The sequence below is a fragment of the Kitasatospora sp. GP30 genome, assembly GCF_029892145.1.
GTDB lineage: Bacteria > Actinomycetota > Actinomycetes > Streptomycetales > Streptomycetaceae > Kitasatospora > Kitasatospora acidiphila.
On record NZ_JARZAH010000006.1, the window covers coordinates 74,086 to 92,818 of the forward strand.

The following is an 18,733-nucleotide window of genomic DNA, read 5'->3' on the forward strand; positions in this document are numbered from 1 at the left end:
ACGGCATCTGGTCCTTCGACCTCAGCAAGCTCCCCCACGGTAATCCTGGACTCGGGTACCGGACGCAAGCCCGATACCGCGCTACGACCGACGAGCCTGAGAGGATCACGCGGTGACCGCTTCGAATGAGATCTCCCGCCAGGCCCTGCTCCGCCGCGGCTTCTTCCTGGAGTACGCCACGCTCGGCTGGAACGTCGTCGGCATCGCGGTCCTCGCGGTGGCGGCGATCTCCGCCCGGTCGGTGGCACTGGCCGGGTTCGGCCTGGACTCGCTGATCGAGATCGGCGCCTCCACCGTGGTGATCTGGGAGCTGTCCGGCACCGGCCAGGCCCGGCAGGAGCGCGCGCTGCGGCTGATCGGCATCGGCTTCGCACTGCTCGCGCTCTACCTGCTGGTGCAGTCAACCGTGGTGCTGGTCATCGGCTTCCACCCGCACCACTCCACACTCGGCATCGTGTGGACCGCGGTGACCGCGCTGGTGATGTTCGCCCTGGCCGCCGGCAAGGCCCGCACCGGAGCCGCACTCGACAACCCGGTGCTCAGGACCGAGGGCCGCGTCACCCTGATCGACGGCATCCTGGCCGCCGCCGTCCTGCTGGGCCTGGCCCTCAACGCCGCCGCGGGCTGGTGGTGGGCCGACCCGCTGGCCGGCTACGTCCTGGTCTACTACGCCGTTCGCGAGGCGAAGGAGATCTTCTCCGGCCACCACTGACCGCGCGGACAGCGCCGGCTGCCGGAGCTCGTTATCGCTTGACCTTCGAGACGGGTCAAGAGGTCTACGGTCGCGGCATGACGACCTTGCGCAGCTCCCAACTGGCGGAACGCTCGATCAACAATTCAGTGTCGCTCGCCAGTTCGGCACTGGTAGCGTCCTCGACGTGGCAAAGCTGAACCAAATCATCGCCGTCGAAAAGGGCGTCAAGTCCAAGTCCTTTCAGGAGCTGACGCAGGCCCACCAGGACTTGCAGAAGCCCGCGCTGCTGGCCGGGATCTCCCGCACGTACCAGCCCAAGGACGAGGAGGGTGAGCAGCTGCCGCCGGAGTCGACCCGGGTGCAGCTGAAGGCCGAGGACATCCTGCGGTCCACCGCGGGCACCCTCACCCGGCTGTTCGACGTGACGGCTACCAAGGACTGGGCCAACGTCGGTGCCAGTGCGGACGTGGTGGTGGATGGTCAGGTGCTGCTCGCCCAGGTGCCGGTCCCGTACCTGCTCTTCCTGGAGAAGCAGCTCACCGATCTGTTCACGTTCGTGAAGAAGCTGCCGGTGCTGGACGCCTCCGAGTCCTGGAACCTCGACCCGTCGACCGATTCCTGGAAGACCGAGCCGGTGCGCACCATTCGGACCAAGAAGGTGCCGCGCAACCACGTCAAGGCCGAGGCCACCGAGAAGCACCCGGCCCAGGTCGAGGTCTACTACGAGGACATCGCGGTCGGCTACTGGACCACGGTCAAGTTCTCCGGTGCGCTGCCTGCCCGTCGGGTGAACGAGCTCGCCGAGCGGGTGGAGAAGCTCCAGCAGGCGGTCAAGTTCGCCCGCGAGGAGGCCAACGCGGTGGAGGTCACCGACCAGCGGGTGGGCGACGCCGTCTTCGGCTACCTGTTCCGGTAGCCTCATGATCGCCCGCCCGGGGAGCCGGGCGGGTGCGCCGAGCGCTAGGAACCCGTCCGGGAAACCGGGTGGGTGCGCTGCACGGTGCGAAAAGCTGACACTGATGTTGAAGCTGACCAGGAGTCACAGTGGAGGTTCGAATCCTCCCCCCGGCACCACCGGCCGGGGTAGCCCAAGCCAGGCAGAGGCAGGCTCCATCAAACTCAGACTCTCGCTCCAGTCTCAGCATTCGCCGCCGAACGCCGGATCGACCGGGTGTGGACGAATATCGACGAATGCAGGTTCAAGTCCTGTCTGTGCCGCTCCGTGGCACGGTAGTTCAAAGGCAGAACGCGTCGATTTCAATCTGATCCGCGACCCTTAAACGTGCCGGCGTGCGCAATTGGGCGGCACACAGGGGCCCGGGAGCTGGCTACGCTCCCGGGTCCTCTCGCGCTCCAGGTGCCTTCCTCGGTGGCCGGATGCGCTACTGCGCGTTGATCGCCCGCAGCATGTTCAGGCGGGCCGCCCGCCGGGCCGGCCAGACCGCTGCCAGCACCCCGATCACCAGGCCGAGCAGCAGGAACAGGCCGAGCCGCGGCCAGGGCAGCACGGTCTGGTACTGCGGAAGCGAGGCCTTGGTGAGGCTGCCGCACGCCCAGGCCAGGAAGATCCCCGTGCCGATGCCCAGGGCCGCGCCGAACAGCGAGATCACCACCGATTCCAGGCGCACCATATGCTTGACGCCCCTGCTGTCGAGGCCGATCGCGCGCAGCAGGCCGATCTCCCGGGTCCGCTCGAAGACCGACATGGCCAGGGTGTTGATGACGCCGAACACTGCGATGACGACGGTCATGCCGAGCAGGCCGTACATCATGTTGAGCATCGCATCACTCTGGCCGGACTGCGCCTTCGTCAACTGCTGCTGGTTCTGCACCTTGAGGAGCGGACTGTTGCCGAGGGCCTCGCGGATGTCCTGCTCGAGGCCGCTGGTGTTCCGGTCGGTCGCGGCCTTGACCAGAATGCTGTCGAACTTCCCTCGGTCCGCGTACCGCAGGGCATCGTCCATGGTGCCGATGGCGCCGCCGACGGCGTGGGACTGCTGGTAGACACCGACGACGGTCAGCTCCTTCTTGCCGTGGCCGACGAAGCCCTCCAGCGTGCCTTGGAAGGTGTCGCCCTTCGACAGGCCGGTGACCTTGGCCAGCTTGTCGGAGAGCACGACCTTGCCGGGGCCGAGGTCTGCGAGCGAGCCGCTGCTGAACTTCAGGTCGGTGACCCTGCCGAGCCGCTGCGGGTCCGCGCCGGTGAGCGTGGTGAACTCGCCCCGCGCGCCCAGGGTTGCGGAGGCGAGCGGCACCGACTCCGCGACACCCGGGACTCCGGCGACCTTCGCGCCGAGTGCGGGGTCGATGCCGCCGGAGGCGGTGTTGGACACCTTGTAGTCTGCGGTCAGGCCCCCTACTGCCGCCGCCTGGAGAGCGGCGCTGGTAGAGCTGCCGGTCACGCTCAGACCCGTGATCAGGGTGAGCCCGATCATCAAGGCGGAGGCGGTGGCGGCGGTGCGGCGCGGGTTGCGCAGCGCGTTCTCCTTGGCGAGCTTGCCGCTGACGCCGAAGAGCCGGGTGGTGACCGCCCCCGCGAGCCGGATCAGCGGCCCGGACAGCAGCGGTGCGATCACGATCATGCCGGTCAACGTGAGCACGGAGCCGAGTCCGGCGGTTTCGAGGTTGGTGTCGGCTCCGTCCGTCCGCGTGGAGACGTACAGCATGGTGAGGACGCCGACGCCGGTGAGCAGCGCGCCGAGGCTGTTGCGGAGCACCAGGCTGCGCCTGGGCGGCGTCTGGTCGACGGTGCTCAGCGCCTCCACCGGTGCGACCTTCGCGGCCTTGCGGGACGGCAGCCAGGCGGCGATCACGGTGACGCCGACGCCGACCAGGAGGGACCGGACGAGCGCGTCGGTGGAGATGGCCAGGGGACCGTCCGGCAGGCCCGCGCCGCTCGCGTTGAGGAGTGGCCTGATGACGGTCGCGATAGCGATTCCGAGCGCGATGCCGGCTGCGGAGGCGCCGAGTCCGAGCAGCCCGGCCTCGGTGAGGACCGCACGGACGACCTGGCGGCGCGAAGCCCCTACGGCGCGCAGCAGCGCGGTCTCACGGCTTCGCTGGGAGATCAGCATGGTGAAGGTGTTGGCGATGACGAAGACGCCGACGAACAGCGCGAGTCCGGCGAAGGCCAGAAGCATCCGGGTGAGCGCCTTGGTCTGCTCGGCGATCTGCTCCGCCTGCTCCTTCGCGAGTTGCGCTCCGCTGGTGACCGTGATGCCCTCGGCGGGCAGCAGCGTGCGGATCTTGCTGGTGAGTTCCTGATTGTCGGTGCCTGGTGCGGAGCCGACGGCCAACTCGTCGTACTGGCCGGCCTGCAGGAAGAGTTGCTGTGCGGTGCCGGTGTCGAAGAGCGCGAGGCTGCCGCCTGCGGTCACGCGCGGGTCGTCGGTGTTGACGGTGCCGACCAGCGTCTTGGTGAGTGTGGGGCCCTTGGTGGCGAAGCGGACGGAGTCACCGATGCGGTAGCCGGCCTTCTCGGCGGTACGCCGGTCCAGAGCCATCTCTCCGCCGGCGGTGGGGGCGCGTCCGGCGCTGACGGGGAAACGGCTGTCCCGGTCCGTGCCCGGTGTGTCCGGTGAGTAGTTGGTCGCCAGGTTCTGCCAGCTGTTGTCGGCGTTCAGCGGCCGGCCGTCCTTGGCTGCCAGGGTGGCGGTGCCGTCGACGATGGGGTGCACGGACGTGACGCCGGGCACAGCACGGACCTTGTCGGCGAGCTCACTGGTGAGCGCCGTGAACCGGGTGTCGTCCGCCTCGTTGTCGGGGTTGCGCTGGGATTCGGCCTGCACGGATACGGCGACGTCCTTGAGGTTCTTGGCAGAGGCGGCGCGAAAGGCCTGGGCGACGGTGTCGCCGAAGACGAGCGTGCCGCAGACGAAAGCGACGCCGAGCGTGATCGCGAGGGCGGTCATGACCAATCGGGCTTTGTGCGCGAAGACGTTGCGCAGGGCTGTACGCAGCATGGCGGTGGTCCCACTTCTAGGGTGCGTGGCGGAGGTGCGCGCGAGGTACGGGCGGTCGGGTCAGCTCGTGCGGGCCTTGGCGTCGAACTGCCTCATCCGGTCCAGGACGCCCTCGGCGCTCGGTGCGAGCAGCTCGTCGGTGAGTCGGCCGTCGGCGAGGAAGACCACGCGGTCGGCGTAGGCGGCGGCCGCCGGGTCGTGGGTGACCATCACGATGGTCTGGCCCCACTCCCGTACGGAATCCCGCAGGAAGCCCAGGATCTCGGAGCCGGCCCGGGAGTCCAGGTTGCCGGTCGGCTCGTCCGCGAAGATGATCTCCGGCCGGGACGCGAGGGCGCGGGCCACGGCGACACGCTGCTGCTGGCCGCCGGACAGCTGAGCGGGGCGGTGGCCCAGTCGCCCGGAGAGGCCGACGGTCGCCAGTAGCGTGTCCAGCCACTGCTGGTCCGGCCTGCGGCCCGCGATGGCCATCGGCAGCGTGATGTTCTCCAGCGCCGTCAGCGTGGGGAGCAGGTTGAACGCCTGGAAGACGAAACCGACGCTGTCCCGGCGCAGCCGGGTGAGCTGTCGGTCGTTCAGGCTGGACAGCTCGGTGTCACCGATCTGTGCGGAGCCTGCGGAGACCGAGTCGAGACCCGCCATGCAGTGCATCAGCGTCGACTTGCCGGAGCCGGACGGCCCCATGATCGCGGTGAACCGGCCGCGTCCGAACTCCACCGAGACCGAGTCCAGGGCGACGACCTGGGTGTCGCCCTGGCCGTAGACCTTGCACAGCCCGGTGGCCCGAGCGGCGGCGGAGCCCGTGGAGGAGTAGGCGGGTACGGGGGCGGCTGCCTGCATCGACATGTCAGCTCCGGAGTTACGGGGATGAGGTTGGGTGGCTGCTTCTCATCCTCGATGCGCCGTGCCGGCGAACCGTCAGCCTCAGGGCGTGACTGCGGCGTCTGTCGAAGGTCAGGCCCGGGGGCGCGCGTAGTCCTCGGGGCGGACGGCCGTCTCTGTCCTTCGGCAGAGCCGGCGGGCCGGGTTGCTGCTCAGGGCAGCAGCCCCGCGTGGTGGGCGAGGACCGCCGCCTGAACCCGGCTGTCCGTGCCCGTCTTCACCAGGACGGCGCTGACGTGGGTCTTCACCGTGCCCACGCCGATGCCCAGTTGACGGCCGATCTCCGCGTTGGCCAGGCCCTGGCCCAGCAGTGCGAGGACGTCGCGTTCCCGGCCGGTGAGCGCTGCCAGCCGCTGCTCGGGGACGGAAGCGCAGGCCGGTACTGACGCCCCCTCGGGTCCCGGTCTGCCGGAATCTGCGTTGAGCATGCGTTCGATGACGGTGCGGGTGACCTTGGGTGAGAGGACCGCGTCGCCCGCGGCGGCGGCCCGTACCGCGCTGATCAGCTCCTGCGGGCCCTCATCCTTGAGGAGAAAACCGGTGGCGCCGGACCGCAGCGCACGCGTCACGTTCGTCTCGTCGCCGAAGGTGGTGAGCATGACGACCTGCGGTCGGGGGTGGAGAGCGAGGAGCCGCTCGATCGTGGCGAGCCCGTCGAGCACGGGCATCCGGATGTCGATCAGGGCGACGTCGGGACGGGTCTCGCCGGCGACCCGCACGGCCTCCTCGCCGTTCGTCGCCTCGCCGACCACCTCGATGCCTTCGGCATGACGCAGGATCAACCGGACGCCGTGCCGGATCAGCTCCTCGTCGTCGGCGAGCAGGACCCGGATCGGGCGGTGGTCGGAAGCAGGAAGGTCGGTCATGGAGACTCCCACGGTGGTGTACGCGACACCACGGGCACGGTGAAGCGGTCGATCGTGGCCAACGTATCGCCACGGAAGCAGAACCGGGTGATGTCAAGGTGGTCGGGGACCTCCTCGGCGCCCGCGGCACCGGAGTGCGCACGGCCGGCGCCCGCGGTCGGCGGCGGGGAGTCGACGAACGAAATCGTCGAGTACATGCAGCTCGTCACGGACTGCGGGTGGGCCGGCTCCCGACCCGTCGCCGCCGCACGCGCCAGTGAGCTGTCCCCGTAGACGGCTTGTTCCACCATCGTGCGGGACATCCCGATCCGGGGCAGCTCAGGATCGCGACCGCGGGGGGAGTCGGGTTCCGGGAACGCCTGGGCGACCAGAAAGAGGCCGCACATCATCAGCACGCCCACGCCGATGAGGCCGAGGAGCCCGCTGAGAGCCTTCATGGCACGGCGTTGGACACCGGCGGATACGTGGTCGGAGCGCGGCTCGGACGCCGATTCAGGCAGCGGAGCGCCCGTGGCGGCCAGACTCGCTCCCGGGGCCGGCCGCGCCGGGATCCGTGCCGTCACCGCGAAGCCACCGGCCGGCGTCGGGCCCACCTCCAGGGTGCCGCCGAGCAGCGCGACCCGTTCCCGCAGCCCGATGTGGCCGCGCCCCGAGCCCAGACCGGTCTCCGCCGGCGGGGCCACGGGCGGGGGCCCGTTGCGAACGAGCACCGCCACACGGTCGTCGGTGTGGGTGACCGCCACGGTGACACGGGCTCCGGCGGCGTACCGGTGCACGTTGGTCAGCGACTCGCGCACCACGCGGTGCACCGCACGCCGCACCTGGGCCGCGCGGTCGTTCAAGTCGGGGCCGTCCCAGGTGAGATCGACGGGTATGCCGCCCGAGCGCGACTCCTCGGCCAGTGCCTCGACATCGGAGCGGGTACCCGTCGTGTCGGTCAGCGCGTCGGTCCCGGTGTCCCGCCCCAATGGTCCCAGGACACCGAGCACTTCGCGCAGTTCCCGCATCGCCTCCACGACGGCCCGGCGCACCAGGGCCGCCTCGTCGCGCAGTTCGGGCGACTGCTTCTGCAGTGCCATCTCCAGGCCGCCGGTGTGCAGCGAGATCACACTGAGCCGGTGACCGATCAGGTCGTGCATCTCCGCGGCGATCCGGGACCGTTCATGGATCCGCGACTCGCTCTCCGCGAGCCGACGGGCCGCCTCCGCGGCGGCGGCACGTTCCCGAAGCGCCCGCAGCAGCCGGTCCTCCTGCCCGCCAGAGCTGCCGAGAAGTCCCGGCACCACCAGCGTGGTGGCGGCGAGTACGGCCCCGACCGCGAGCCCGAACGAGTGGCTGCCGAGCCCGATGCCCGGGGCGAAGGCCGCGCAGGTCAGCGTCGCCAGCACGGCCGAGGCGAGCAGCACGGCGCTCCGGCGCCGAGGGGCCGTCAGGTGCTTGACCGTGGTGTACGCGGTGATGGCGGCCGGCAACCCGGCGGTGGGCAGCAGGCCCACGACTGCGGAGATGCCCAGCAGGCTCATCGTGGGGAAGCGACGGCGGACGGCCAGCAGGACCAGGGCGGCGGCACCGAGCAGCAACTGAATCCCGCCGGACGAGCCCCGGCCCCCCAGGATCTCCTGGGTGAGGACCATCAGCAGCGCGCCGCCGCTCCCTTCCGCGAGCGCGCGCCACAGTCCCCTGCTCGGTCTGCCGGGGGCCGTGAACGGATTGCGGGAGATGGGGGCCATCGGCCAATTGTCGAGGGCGGCGGTGCGTTTCCGTCTCCGACCTGGGGATGAGGTACTGCTCTGCCGAAAGCCAGAGGCGCAGGCCGCCGAGGTCTGCCGTGAAGTGGGCAGCGCCGAGGGCGTGCGCTTGGCCGTGAAACAGCTGGGCATCGCCCGACAGGCGCTGCGATGAACCTCAACAGCTCGGGCCACCCCCGGAACGTGTTCTCCGAGGCCGGGGCCCCACCCCCGATCGAGCCGTGCGTATCATCGTCGCTCATTATGCGTATAGAACCCGCCAAGAGCGCGCTCGACAGCCCCACTGCCACCGAACCCGGCGGCGCGCCCCATGGCAACAGCCCCCGCAGCCTCCGCCCTGGCATGGCAGCTCTGACTCTCGGTGCGCTGGGAGTCGTCTTCGGTGACATCGGCACGAGTCCGCTGTATGCGATCCAGACTGTTTTCACTGCCGACAACAACGCGGTCGGGACGACGCCGGACCAGGTGTACGGGGTCATCTCGCTGGTGTTCTGGGCGATCACCCTGATCGTGTCGGTCAAGTACGTGACGTTCATCATGCGCGCCGACAACGGCGGCGAGGGCGGCATCATGGCGCTGACCGCCCTCGTCCAGAAGCTGCACTTCAAGTCGGTGCGCAGCAAGGTGATCCTGGTGGCGCTCGGGATCTTCGGGGCGTCGCTGTTCTATGGCGACGGGATGATCACCCCGGCGATCTCGGTGCTGTCGGCGGTCGAGGGGCTGAAGGTCTCGGCACCGGGTCTGAGCGACTTCGTGATCCCGGTGACGATCGCGGTGCTGGTGGTCCTCTTCGCGCTGCAGCGCTACGGCACCAACCTGGTCGGCAATCTGTTCGGCCCGGTCATGACCGTCTGGTTCCTCGTCATCGGCGCTGCCGGCGCGGTCGAGCTGGCGGGCCACCCGGCGATCTTCAAGGCGCTGTCGCCGGTGTACGGCGTGCAGTTCATCGTGAACCACGGGATGATCGCGTTCGTCGCGCTGGCCTCGGTCGTACTGGCCGTGACCGGTGCCGAGGCGCTCTACGCGGACATGGGCCACTTCGGCCGAGCACCGATCCACCGTGCCTGGTTCTTCATCGTCTTCCCGGCCCTGACGCTCAACTACCTGGGCCAGGGCTCGCTCATCCTGCGCTCGCCGTCGGCGATCTCGAATCCGTTCTTCCTGCTGATGCCGGGCTGGTCGCAGTTCCCGATGGTGATCCTCGCCACCGTTGCCACCGTCATCGCCTCGCAGTCGGTCATCTCCGGCGCGTTCAGCGTCACCCGCCAGGCGGTGCAGCTCGGTGTCCTCCCCCACCTGACCATCCGGCACACCTCTGAGCACGAGGTCGGCCAGGTCTACGCGCCGCTGATCAACTGGGGTCTGTTCGGCGCGGTCGTGGCCCTGGTGCTGGGCTTCGGCTCGTCCGCCTCGCTCGCCGCCGCGTACGGCTCGGCGGTCACCGCCACCTTCGTGCTCAACACCGTGCTCTTCCTGGCCGTGGCCCGGGTCATGATGCGCAAGCCGCTCTGGATGATCGTGCTCGGCGCCGTCGTCTTCCTGACCAGCGAGGTCGCGTTCTTCGCGGCTAACCTCACCAAGGTCGTGCACGGCGGTTGGCTGCCGCTGCTGGTCGCGTTCTCGGTCTTCACGATCCTCATCACCTGGCAGCGGGGACGGAAGATCGTCACCCCGAACCGGACGGCGCTGGAGGGCCCGCTGCGCGCGTTCGTCGACGAGGTCGACGCGATGGAGCCGCCCGTGCACCGGGTCGACGGCACCGCCGTGTTCCTCAACGCCAACGCCGAGACCACCCCGCTGGCGCTGCGCGCCAACGTCGAGCACAACCACACCCTGCACAAGAACGTGGTCATCCTGTCGGCCGTGGTGGAACGGGAGCCGCACGTCCCCGAGGCGGAGCGGTGCGTCTTCGACGACCTCGGCCACAGCGACGACGGCATCACGCACCTCACCGCGCGCTTCGGCTTCATGGACGAGCCGAACATCCCGCAGGTCCTGCGGCTCGCCTCGCAGCACCCGGACGCGGGCCAGATCCACGGGCTGAACGTGGACGAGGTGTCCTACTTCCTGTCGCGGATGACGATCATCAGGAGCGACGCGCCGGGCATGCGACGCTGGCGCAAGAAGCTCTTCATAACCATCGCCAACAACACGAGCAGCCCCGTCGCGTATTTCGGGCTCCCCAGCGACCGGTGCGTCATCATGGGCGCCCAGGTCTCGGTGTGATGCGGTAACGCCGGGCAGGAGCCTGTTGCCGTACGCACGTCCGTGCGTACGGCAACGGGTGGCGGGCGGTGACGGCGCTATGACTTGACTTCCGCTCCCCGGCCTGAAGGCCGGGGATTCCTACCACGGTCGTCTGACCGTCTCGGTGGGTTCCTGCTTCGCCGCGCTGCGCCGGTACGAGTACCGGTCCTACCTGCGCTCCGCAGGCTGTCACCGCCAGTCCGGCGGCCTGGGCGATGTCGACCGCCGCGTTGATGTCCCGGTCCAGGACGCTCCCGCGCGCCCCGCACGCCCACTCCCGGACGTTGAGCGGCTTGGGGCCGTCCTGGACGCCGCAGGCCGAGCAGACCTGTGACGTGGGCTCGAAGCGGCCGATCCGGTGGAAGGCCCGCCCGTACCGGGACAGGGCTGGACAGCACCGCTGCATTTCACCTCAGCTGACATCAAGTGGCTTGATGTCAGCCTGGCTAGGCACGTCTGCCTGGCGGCTGGTCACCTGCCGACGGAGGAGCTTCTTGTCGGGTTTGCCGGCGTCGGTGAGCGGGAGTGCGGGGAGGAAGGTGATGTGGGCCGGTTCGTGCAGGGGACCGCGCCGGGTGCGGACCAGGTTGCGGAGCTCGTCCGGGTCGAGCCGTGTACCCGGGAGGGGCACGACGACGGCGTGGACCCGTTCCACCTGGTTGGCATCAGGGACGCCGAAGACCGCGCTCTGGCCCACCTGGGGGTGGGAGTTGAGCAGGTCCTCCACCTCGGAGGTGTACACGTGGCCGCCACCGGTGTTGATCAGGTCCTTCAGTCGGTCGACGATGTACAGATAGCCCTCGTCGTCCAGGTAGCCGATGTCGCCGGTGTGCAGCCAGCCGTCCTTGAGGACTTCGGCGGTCAACTCCGGCTGTTTCCAGTAGCCCAGCATCAGGCTGTCCGAGCTGACGCAGACCTCGCCGCGCGCACCGGCGGGCAGGTCCCGGCCCGACTCGTCGCGGATCACCACCCGGTAGCCGGGGGTGATCCGGCCGACCGAGCGCAGTCGCTCCGGACGGCTCGGATCGTGGTCGGCGGCATCGAGGACGCTGACGATGCCTGCCTCGTGCTGCCCGTAGAGCTGCACCAGCACCGGGCCGAAGCGCCGGATCGCATCGGTGAGCCGGGCCGGTGATGCCTGGCAGCCGCCATAGGTGATGCGGCGCAGGCTGCTGGTGTCGGTGCGCTCGGAGCGCGGGTGATCCAGCAGTTGGTAGAGCAGTGGCGGCATCAGGAACACGTCGGTGATGCGTTCCTGTTCGATCGCCGCCAGGACGGTGCCCGCGTCGAAGTCGTCCAGCAGGACCGCACTGCCGCCGGCCCGCAGCACCTTGTCGATCATCTGTCCGGCGGCGTGGGCGATGGTGGTGCAGACCAGCAGCCGTGGCGGGTGCGCCGGGTCGCCGGGCAGGTCGGGGCCGAACCGGCGGACCTGCTGGTAGCCGATGCAGATCCCTTTGGAGTGGCCGGTGGTGCCGCCGGAGTGGCGGATGGTCCGGACGTCCTGCGGCCGGGCCCGGCTCGGGAACGGGTCGGCCGGCTGGGCGGCAGCGAGGGCCAGCAGGTCGGTTCCCACCGCGCTGGGGCCGAGGACCAGGAGGGCCCCGACGGGCGCGTGCTCGGTGATCTCGGCGGCCCGGTCCGCGTGGCGGGGATCGACGATCAGCGCGTGCGTCTCGACGTCGCGGACCATGACGGCCTGTGTCTCGGCGGGCAGCTTGTTGTAGAGCTGGTTGACCCGGCAGCCGACCAGGTTGGCGGCGTAGCGCGCGGCGACGGCCTGCGGCAGGTTGCCGCTCAGCAGCGTGACGGTGTGGCGGCGGTCGATGCCCTGGGCGTGCATGGCCCGTGCCAGGCGGTGGGTGAGGTCGCGAAGTTCCCGGGCGGTGGTGGGCCGCCCCTGGTGGACCAGTGCCTCCCGGTCGGGTGCGGCCCCCAACTCCTCGATGATTTCAGTGACTTCGGTTCGGGTTGGCGGGGTGGCTGGCATCAGCGGTTCCTTGCGCCTTGGTTCAGTGGTGGGCGAGGAGCTCGACGGCTGCGGGCTGCTCCTCGGGCTGCTGCTCCTCGATCTGCTCCTCGGTCAGCAGGGAGTGGGCCAGCACGCTGTAGAGCGTGTCGTTGGGGCCGTCGGCGATGCGCAGCCCGCGGATGTCGCGAAGTCGCTTCTCCATCGGGGTCTGCTTGGTGTAGCCCTCGCTGCCGTGGAGTTGGAGGGCGAGGTCGACGGCACGGTAGGCGGCGTCGGTGGCCAGCGCCTTGGCGGCGGAGCAGGCGGCGACATCGCTCTCGCCCTGGTCGATGCGCTCCAGGAGTGCGAAGCACCAGGCGGTGGCGGCCTCGACCTCGGCGGCGGCGGTGCCCAGCCGGGCGGCGACGGAGGGAATGCCGGCCAGCGGCATCCGGCCGACGGTGCGGCTGCGGGTGCGGGCCGCGGACTCCCGGATCGCTGCCGCGGCGGCGCCGAGGCACACCAGGGACATCATCAACCGCCAGGCGGAGAAGTGCGCGTCGAAGATCCGGCGGCCGTCGCCGGGCTCGCCGAGGAGGAAGTCCTTGTCCAGGCGGGTGTCGACGAAGTGCAGGTGGCCGAAGCTCCAGCCGCGCATGCCCAGCGGGTCGGTCGTCTCGGTGAGCACGCCCGCGGCGTCCATCGGGACCCAGACCGCGGAGAGCGGCACGGTCCGCAGGTCGATCCGGTCGACGTCCTGCCGGTCGACGAGCTTGCAGAAGACGACGAAACCGTAGGCTTCTTCGACCCGGCTGATCAGGCCCTTGGAGCCCGACAGCGTGAAGTGGTCACCGTGGTCGACCAGTACGGTGCGAAAGCCCCGCAGGTCCGACCCCGAGTGCGGCTCACTGGCCGCGATGCCCACCAACTTGCCTGCCGTGACGACCTGTTCGCGGGCGTGACGAGCAAGAGCGGGCGAGCCGTAGCGCAGCGGCATCGCGGCGTGCCCGGTACTGAAGATCTCACGGGCGTCACAATCCCGTTGCCCGGCAAGGAACATGGCCATGCCCTGGGCCACCCGCCCGGTCACACCCGGCTCGTCCGGCTCGTCCGGGGAGGCGACGTCGATGCCGGTGAGCCCGGCGGCCGATGCCCGCGCCCGCAGGGCGAGCCAGTCGGGCCGGGGGTCCCCCTCGCAGACCGGCGCGGGCAGGTGGGTGTCCAGAAAGGCCGTCAGGCGGGACCGCAGCTCCCTGAGCTCGGGGTGACGGGCCAACAGGGGGATGATGCCGGTGGCAGGCATGGTGAGGGTTCCTTGGGAAGTCGTCAGCAGGCGGTGTGACGGGCGGCGCTGCCCGGGGGGTGTCAGAGGATGACCGGCGGCTGCGCGCGGACCGCGTCGTTGAGCTTGGCCTTGTCGTGCCGCTCGCCCTTCTTGAGGTGCTTGATCACCAGCAGGCAGGGCAGCCCGAAGGTGCCGCCGTCGAACTCGCGCGGACGGCTGGCGGGGACGGCGACCGTCCACGGCGGCACCTCGCCGCGGCTCAGCTCCTCGCCGGTGGCCGCGTCGATCACGGGGATCGTGTCGGTCAGCAGGGCTCCGGCACCCAGCAGCGCGCCCTCGCCGACCCGCGCCCCGCTGTAGACCATCGAACGGGCGCCGATGAAGGCGTCGTCCTCGATCACCACCGGCTTGGCCATGGGAGGCTCGATCATGCCGCCCAGCCCGACCCCGCCGGACAGGTGGACGTTCCGGCCGATCTGGGCGCACGAGCCGATGCCGACCCAGGAGTCCACCAAGGTGCCCTCGCCGACGTACGAGCCGATGCCGATGTGACTCGGCATCACCACGACGCCGGGCTCCTGGTAACTGCCCCGCCGGATCACCGCGCCCGGCGACACCTGGACCCCGGAGCCGTCGATCCGGGACTTCAGCGGGATCTTGTCGGCGCACTGGAAGGGGCCGAACTGCGAGGCCTGCGGCGACGCCTGCTTGTAGAGCAGGAGGATCGCGTTCTTCAGCCAGTCGTGGACCACGACCTGACCATCCATCAGCTCGGCGACTCGCGCACGACCGGTGTCCAGCAGGTCGATCGCCGCGTCGACGGCGGCCACCGCCTCGGCGGACTGCAGCAAGACCTCGTCCCGCCGCTCCCAGAGGTCTTCGAGCTCGCTGCGCAAGCTCGCCACATCGACACCACGATTCCGCATCGCACCCCACGCTTTCCAGGTTGAATGGGCGGCCCTTCCGGTGAGCGCCGGGGCCGCCGGCCGGACGGCCCGCACGCACTGCCCCCGTGTACGGTCTCCGGCTATGGCGCGCGACGCCCGCCGCTCCCTCCGCAGGCGTCCGCACATGATTGGCACGGCGAGTTACCTGTCGGTAACGGCGTGCCAGGGACAGCCTGGCACACCTGCGATTCGTAGATCAAACTGGCTGAATATCATCGATGTTAAGGTTGAAAAGTAAATTTTTGCCCTTCCCAAAGGCGCCCTATGGGCGCCAAGGGAAGGGGGTCATCGGCGGGAACGGTCGGCTCTGCGCGCGATCGAGGGTCATCGGCTCGCGGTGGCGTTGAGCAGGTCGGTCACCAGCGCGAGCGGCGGCCAGTCGAGGCGCCCGTGTCGGGCCACCGCGTACGCGCGCAGTTCGACGTCGGGGGTGGCCAGCGGGAGGAGCCGCACGCCGGGCAGGGTCGGGAAGTCGACCGGCAGCAGCGCCACGCCCAGGCCCGCCGCGATCATCTCCTGCACCAGGTCGAGGCTGTCGGCCTGGTGGGTGACCCGGGGCCGGAACCCCGCCATCGAGGCGAGCGTGCGGATGACCTCCTCGTCCGCCGTGTTACGGGAGTTGACGATCCAGTCGTGCGTCCGGAAGCGGGCGAAGACGTCCAGCGTCGTCCCGTCGCCCGGCTCGGCACCGGCCGGCACGCCGAGCCCCCACCTGGCGGTCCACAGCGGGGTCGCGCTGACCGTGGGATCGTCGGCGGCCGGAGCCAGGTTGTAGTCGTAGGTGAGCGCGAGGTCCGCCTCGTCGGCGGCCAGCAGCTCCAGCGACTCGGCGGGCTCGTGTTCGCGGATGAGGACGTGGACCTGCGGACTGGTCGCGGCGAGGTCGACCACGACGGGCAGCAGGTATCCGCGGATGGCGGTGGCGAAGCCGGCGACCCGCAGAGTGCCGTTGGGCTCGGCTCCCGGGGCCAGGTCGCGGTGCGCCGTCTCGACCGCGGCGAGGATCGTCACCGCGTGCTCGGCGAGCCGCCGACCCGCCGGCGTCAGCCGGACCAGCCGCCCGGCGGGCTCGATCAGCGCGGTGTCCATCTCGCGGGAGAGGGCGGCGATCTGCTGCGAGACCGTCGAGGTGGTGATGCCGAGCACATCCGCGACCGCGCGCATCGAGCCCAGCCGGGACAACTCCGCCAGGATCTGCAGCCGCCGTGTGTCCATCCGGCCATTGTTCAGCTTTTGCGAACGGATTGTCCATGATCGGCACGTGGACGGAAACGGTACGCGCGTCATGTACTGGTGGCCATGAGCCCGCTGGAAGCCGTCGCCCGCCCCTCCTCCACCCGCCCGCACCTGCGCACCGCCCAGGGCGGAGCCCTGATGGCCATGGCGGCGATGTCCTCGGTCCAGCTCGGGCTGGCCCTGTCCGTACCGCTCTTCGCCCAGCTCGGCGCGGTGGGCACGGCCGGACTGCGACTGGCCTGGGCCGGCGTGCTGATGCTGGTGCTGATACGCCCGCGCCCGCGCGACTTCGCCGGCCGGGACCTGCTGGCCTGCGCCCTGCTGGGCCTGGTGACCGCCGGCATGGTGCTGCTCTTCATGCTGTCCGCCGCGCGCATCCCGCTGGGCACCGCGAGCGCGCTGGAGTTCCTCGGCCCGCTCGCGGTCTCCCTCCTCCGCCCCGGCGGCGGGCGCAGGCGCTGGGCCGCGTCGGCCGCCGTCGGCGTCGTCCTGCTGACCGAGCCCTGGCACGGCGGGATCGACCCGGCCGGGCTCGGCTTCGCACTCGGCGCGGCAGCCTGCTGGGCCGGGTACATCCTGCTGACCCAGCGCGTCGGCGACCGGGTCACCGGGCTGAAGGGACTGGCCGTCTCGCTCCCCGTGGCCGGCGTGATCGCCACCCTGGTCGCCGCGCCGTCCGAACTCAGCCACGCGACCTGGCCGCTGGTCCTCGTCATGCTGGGGCTGGCCGCCCTGAGCACCGTCCTGCCGTTCTCCCTCGAATTCCTCGCCCTGCGCCGCCTCACTGCGGGAGCCTTCGGCACCCTGATGAGCCTGGAACCGGCGATCGCGCTGGTGATGGGCATCCTGGTGCTCGGCCAGATCCCCGGCCCGGCACCGGCGGCCGGCGTCATCCTCGTAGTGATCGCGGGCGCGGGCGCCACCCGCACCGGAGGCCGGGAGACGGCGGCGGCGGAGGCCGGGGCGGCAGCGGCCGACGCGGAGGCAGTCCCCGAGCGCGACGTCCGGGAGCCGGCGCTGTGCGCCTGAGGGTGATTGCTGCTCACCGCAGCGGGCGCCTATGGAGACCGGTGCGCGTGCTTCGTTTCAGGTCGCCTGGCCGGCCAGCCGGCGTAGGGCCCGCATGGCTGGTGATCCGGGGTCGGCCGTCACGAGGACGACCTCCTGGTCGTCCTCGGGCACGAGCAGCACGTCGCAGTTCAAACGCAGCGCACCGGCTTCCGGGTGGTCCAAGGTCTTGGTGCGGTGCCCGGGGGCGTGGACCGGACGGGTCTCCCAGATCTGCCGGAACTCCGCACTGCCGGCGTGCAGTTCGGCCAGCAGGGCGGCCAGCCGCGGGTCATGCGGGTAGCGGTCCGCGGCCCGGCGCAGCCGCGCCACCACGATGTGCCCGAACTCCTCGGCGCTGGAGCTCTCGTACGTCCGCCGCCCGCCCAGGAAGCGGCGCCTGGCCAGGTTCGTCGTCCCGCCTGCGCGGTCGGTGCCGAGCAGTGCCCGGGCCAGGGGGTTCCAGGCGACGACGTCGTACGCCGCGTCGGTGACGATGGCACCGGTCTCCGGCAGCCGTTCCAGCATCCGGGCCACGTGGGGGCGCACCCTGCGCACGACGCTGGTGCCGGGCGGCACGGTCGAGCCCGCCAGGCGGAACAGGTGGCCGCGCTCGGCCGGTGTGAGCCGCAGCGCGTGGGCCAGCGCGTCCAGGATCCGGGGCGACGGCCGCGGCCCCCGGGCCTGCTCCAGCCGGGTGTAGTAGTCGACCGACATGTGGGCGAGCTCCGCCACCTCTTCGCGGCGCAGGCCCGGTGTGCGGCGGGCTGTGCCCGTCGCCACCAGGCCGATCTCGTGCGGACGCAGGGCCGCGCGGCGGTCCCGCAGGAAGTGGGCCAGCTCCTGGCGCGCCACGTCGCCTCCTCCCACTGCCTGGTACAGGCTGTCCCTGGCAGGCTACCCACAACCAGGGAAGCGTGGTTGCCATGAACGAACGCACAGCTCTGGTCACCGGTGCCAACAAGGGCATCGGCAAGCACATCGCCCGGCTGCTCGCCGCCGAGGGCCTCACCGTGTACGTGGGCTCGCGCGACCCCGGGCGCGGGCAGCGGGCCGTCGAGGAGATCGGCGCCGGCGCCCGCCTGCTGGTCCTCGACGTGACCGATCCCGACGGCATCGCCCAGGCCGCGGCACAGGTTGACCGCCTGGACGTGCTGGTCAACAACGCCGGCATCTCACCGTCGCTCGCCCCGCCGGTCGACACCGCCGTCGAGGAGTACCGGCGCACGTACGAGACCAATGTGTTCGGGGTGGTGGCGGTGACCGATGCCTTCCTGCCCGCCCTGCGCCGGTCCCCGCACCCGCGCATCGTCAACATCTCCAGTGGCACCGCGTCGCTGACCTGGAGCACCAACCCCAATCCCCAGTTCACCCCGGGGAGCGGCGGTGCCGCCGCGTACCGGTCGTCCAAGGCCGCCCTCAATGCCCTCACCGTCCTCTACGCGCAGACGCTGGCCGGGGACGGTTTCAAGGTCAATGCGCTCGCCCCCGGCCTGCGGGCCACCGATCTCAACGCCCGGGCCGCCGCTGCCGGGGGCGACCCGGCCGAGGCCGCGCAGGGCGCCCTCCGCCTGGCCCTGCTGCCGGACGACGGCCCCACCGGCGGCTTCTTCTCCTGGGACGGGACGTCCGTGCCCTGGTGACCGGTCATGGGCGGCGTCGCCACTCGGAGCACACCAGCTCCACCGTCCTGACACTCCAAGCACCTTGGTGTGACCGCGCCGTGGGGTGACGGCAAGACACTGGTGTCACCCCACGACCACTTCGGGTACCACATTGACACCAGTTAACTTGTGACCGTTTTGTCCAGCTATCAGGAACGCGTTGATTTACGAGATCACCTGATTTACTGGTTTTCCCGTGCGGCG

General features: G+C 70.5%; 14 protein-coding genes and 1 pseudogene. 5 read left to right on the forward strand and 10 right to left on the reverse strand.

What is annotated here, in order from left to right; genetic code table 11:
• The first annotated feature begins 112 nt into the window (after nucleotides 1-112).
• Both P3T35_RS12030 and P3T35_RS12035 read left to right on the forward strand, forming a co-directional pair.
• The gene (locus tag P3T35_RS12030; protein ID WP_101379273.1) at nucleotides 113-712 is read left to right on the forward strand and encodes a cation transporter; all 600 of its coding nucleotides are present in this window, start codon (nucleotides 113-115) and stop codon (nucleotides 710-712) included.
• Nucleotides 713-878: 166 nt separating this feature from the next.
• Nucleotides 879-1,610: a hypothetical protein gene (locus P3T35_RS12035; protein WP_101379274.1), complete on the forward strand. Its 732-nt coding sequence runs from the start codon at nucleotides 879-881 to the stop codon at nucleotides 1,608-1,610.
• A 466-nt stretch (nucleotides 1,611-2,076) separates the two neighbouring features.
• On the opposite strand, the gene P3T35_RS12040 is transcribed toward P3T35_RS12035, so the two are convergent.
• The 4 genes from P3T35_RS12040 to P3T35_RS12055 form a co-directional block, all read right to left on the reverse strand.
• Entirely contained in the window at nucleotides 2,077-4,656 is a 2,580-nt protein-coding gene (locus P3T35_RS12040; RefSeq protein WP_101379275.1) for an ABC transporter permease, read from the reverse strand.
• A 60-nt stretch (nucleotides 4,657-4,716) separates the two neighbouring features.
• On the reverse strand, nucleotides 4,717-5,502 hold the full coding sequence (locus P3T35_RS12045; protein WP_101379276.1) for an ABC transporter ATP-binding protein: 786 nt from the start codon (nucleotides 5,500-5,502) through the stop codon (nucleotides 4,717-4,719).
• A gap of 188 nt (nucleotides 5,503-5,690) precedes the next feature.
• The gene (locus tag P3T35_RS12050; RefSeq protein ID WP_101379277.1) at nucleotides 5,691-6,404 is read right to left on the reverse strand and encodes a response regulator transcription factor; all 714 of its coding nucleotides are present in this window, start codon (nucleotides 6,402-6,404) and stop codon (nucleotides 5,691-5,693) included.
• Nucleotides 6,401-8,134: a histidine kinase gene (locus P3T35_RS12055; protein WP_101379278.1), complete on the reverse strand. Its 1,734-nt coding sequence runs from the start codon at nucleotides 8,132-8,134 to the stop codon at nucleotides 6,401-6,403. Before P3T35_RS12055 ends, P3T35_RS12050 begins: the two co-directional genes overlap by 4 nt.
• A gap of 168 nt (nucleotides 8,135-8,302) precedes the next feature.
• Between P3T35_RS12055 and P3T35_RS12060 the strand changes: the two genes are divergently transcribed.
• Nucleotides 8,303-10,378 (forward strand): potassium transporter Kup, encoded by a 2,076-nt coding sequence (locus P3T35_RS12060; RefSeq protein ID WP_280705822.1) that lies wholly within the window; start codon nucleotides 8,303-8,305, stop codon nucleotides 10,376-10,378.
• A gap of 145 nt (nucleotides 10,379-10,523) precedes the next feature.
• On the opposite strand, the pseudogene P3T35_RS12065 reads toward P3T35_RS12060, so the two are convergent.
• The 5 genes and pseudogenes from P3T35_RS12065 to P3T35_RS12085 form a co-directional block, all read right to left on the reverse strand.
• Nucleotides 10,524-10,778, reverse strand: a pseudogene (locus P3T35_RS12065) (zinc ribbon domain-containing protein); the annotation flags it as partial.
• 33 nt (nucleotides 10,779-10,811) lie between these two features.
• The gene (locus tag P3T35_RS12070) at nucleotides 10,812-12,389 is read right to left on the reverse strand and encodes an AMP-binding protein (RefSeq protein ID WP_101379280.1); all 1,578 of its coding nucleotides are present in this window, start codon (nucleotides 12,387-12,389) and stop codon (nucleotides 10,812-10,814) included.
• 22 nt (nucleotides 12,390-12,411) lie between these two features.
• The gene (locus tag P3T35_RS12075) at nucleotides 12,412-13,653 is read right to left on the reverse strand and encodes an acyl-CoA dehydrogenase (RefSeq protein ID WP_101379281.1); all 1,242 of its coding nucleotides are present in this window, start codon (nucleotides 13,651-13,653) and stop codon (nucleotides 12,412-12,414) included.
• Nucleotides 13,654-13,715: 62 nt separating this feature from the next.
• A complete protein-coding gene (locus P3T35_RS12080; RefSeq protein ID WP_218976641.1) occupies nucleotides 13,716-14,540 on the reverse strand; it encodes a 2,3,4,5-tetrahydropyridine-2,6-dicarboxylate N-succinyltransferase in 825 nt (274 codons plus the stop codon).
• Nucleotides 14,541-14,906: 366 nt separating this feature from the next.
• On the reverse strand, nucleotides 14,907-15,797 hold the full coding sequence (locus tag P3T35_RS12085; RefSeq protein ID WP_101379283.1) for a LysR family transcriptional regulator: 891 nt from the start codon (nucleotides 15,795-15,797) through the stop codon (nucleotides 14,907-14,909).
• Nucleotides 15,798-15,881: 84 nt separating this feature from the next.
• On the opposite strand from P3T35_RS12085, the gene P3T35_RS12090 reads away from it, so the two are divergent.
• A complete protein-coding gene (locus P3T35_RS12090; protein WP_280705825.1) occupies nucleotides 15,882-16,847 on the forward strand; it encodes an EamA family transporter in 966 nt (321 codons plus the stop codon).
• Nucleotides 16,848-16,904: 57 nt separating this feature from the next.
• Here P3T35_RS12090 and P3T35_RS12095 read toward each other — a convergent pair whose 3' ends face one another.
• On the reverse strand, nucleotides 16,905-17,720 hold the full coding sequence (locus P3T35_RS12095) for a helix-turn-helix transcriptional regulator (protein ID WP_101379284.1): 816 nt from the start codon (nucleotides 17,718-17,720) through the stop codon (nucleotides 16,905-16,907).
• Nucleotides 17,721-17,791: 71 nt separating this feature from the next.
• Here P3T35_RS12095 and P3T35_RS12100 point away from each other — a divergent pair, with 71 nt between their 5' ends.
• On the forward strand, nucleotides 17,792-18,508 hold the full coding sequence (locus P3T35_RS12100; RefSeq protein WP_101379285.1) for an SDR family oxidoreductase: 717 nt from the start codon (nucleotides 17,792-17,794) through the stop codon (nucleotides 18,506-18,508).
• Nucleotides 18,509-18,733: the final 225 nt, after the last annotated feature.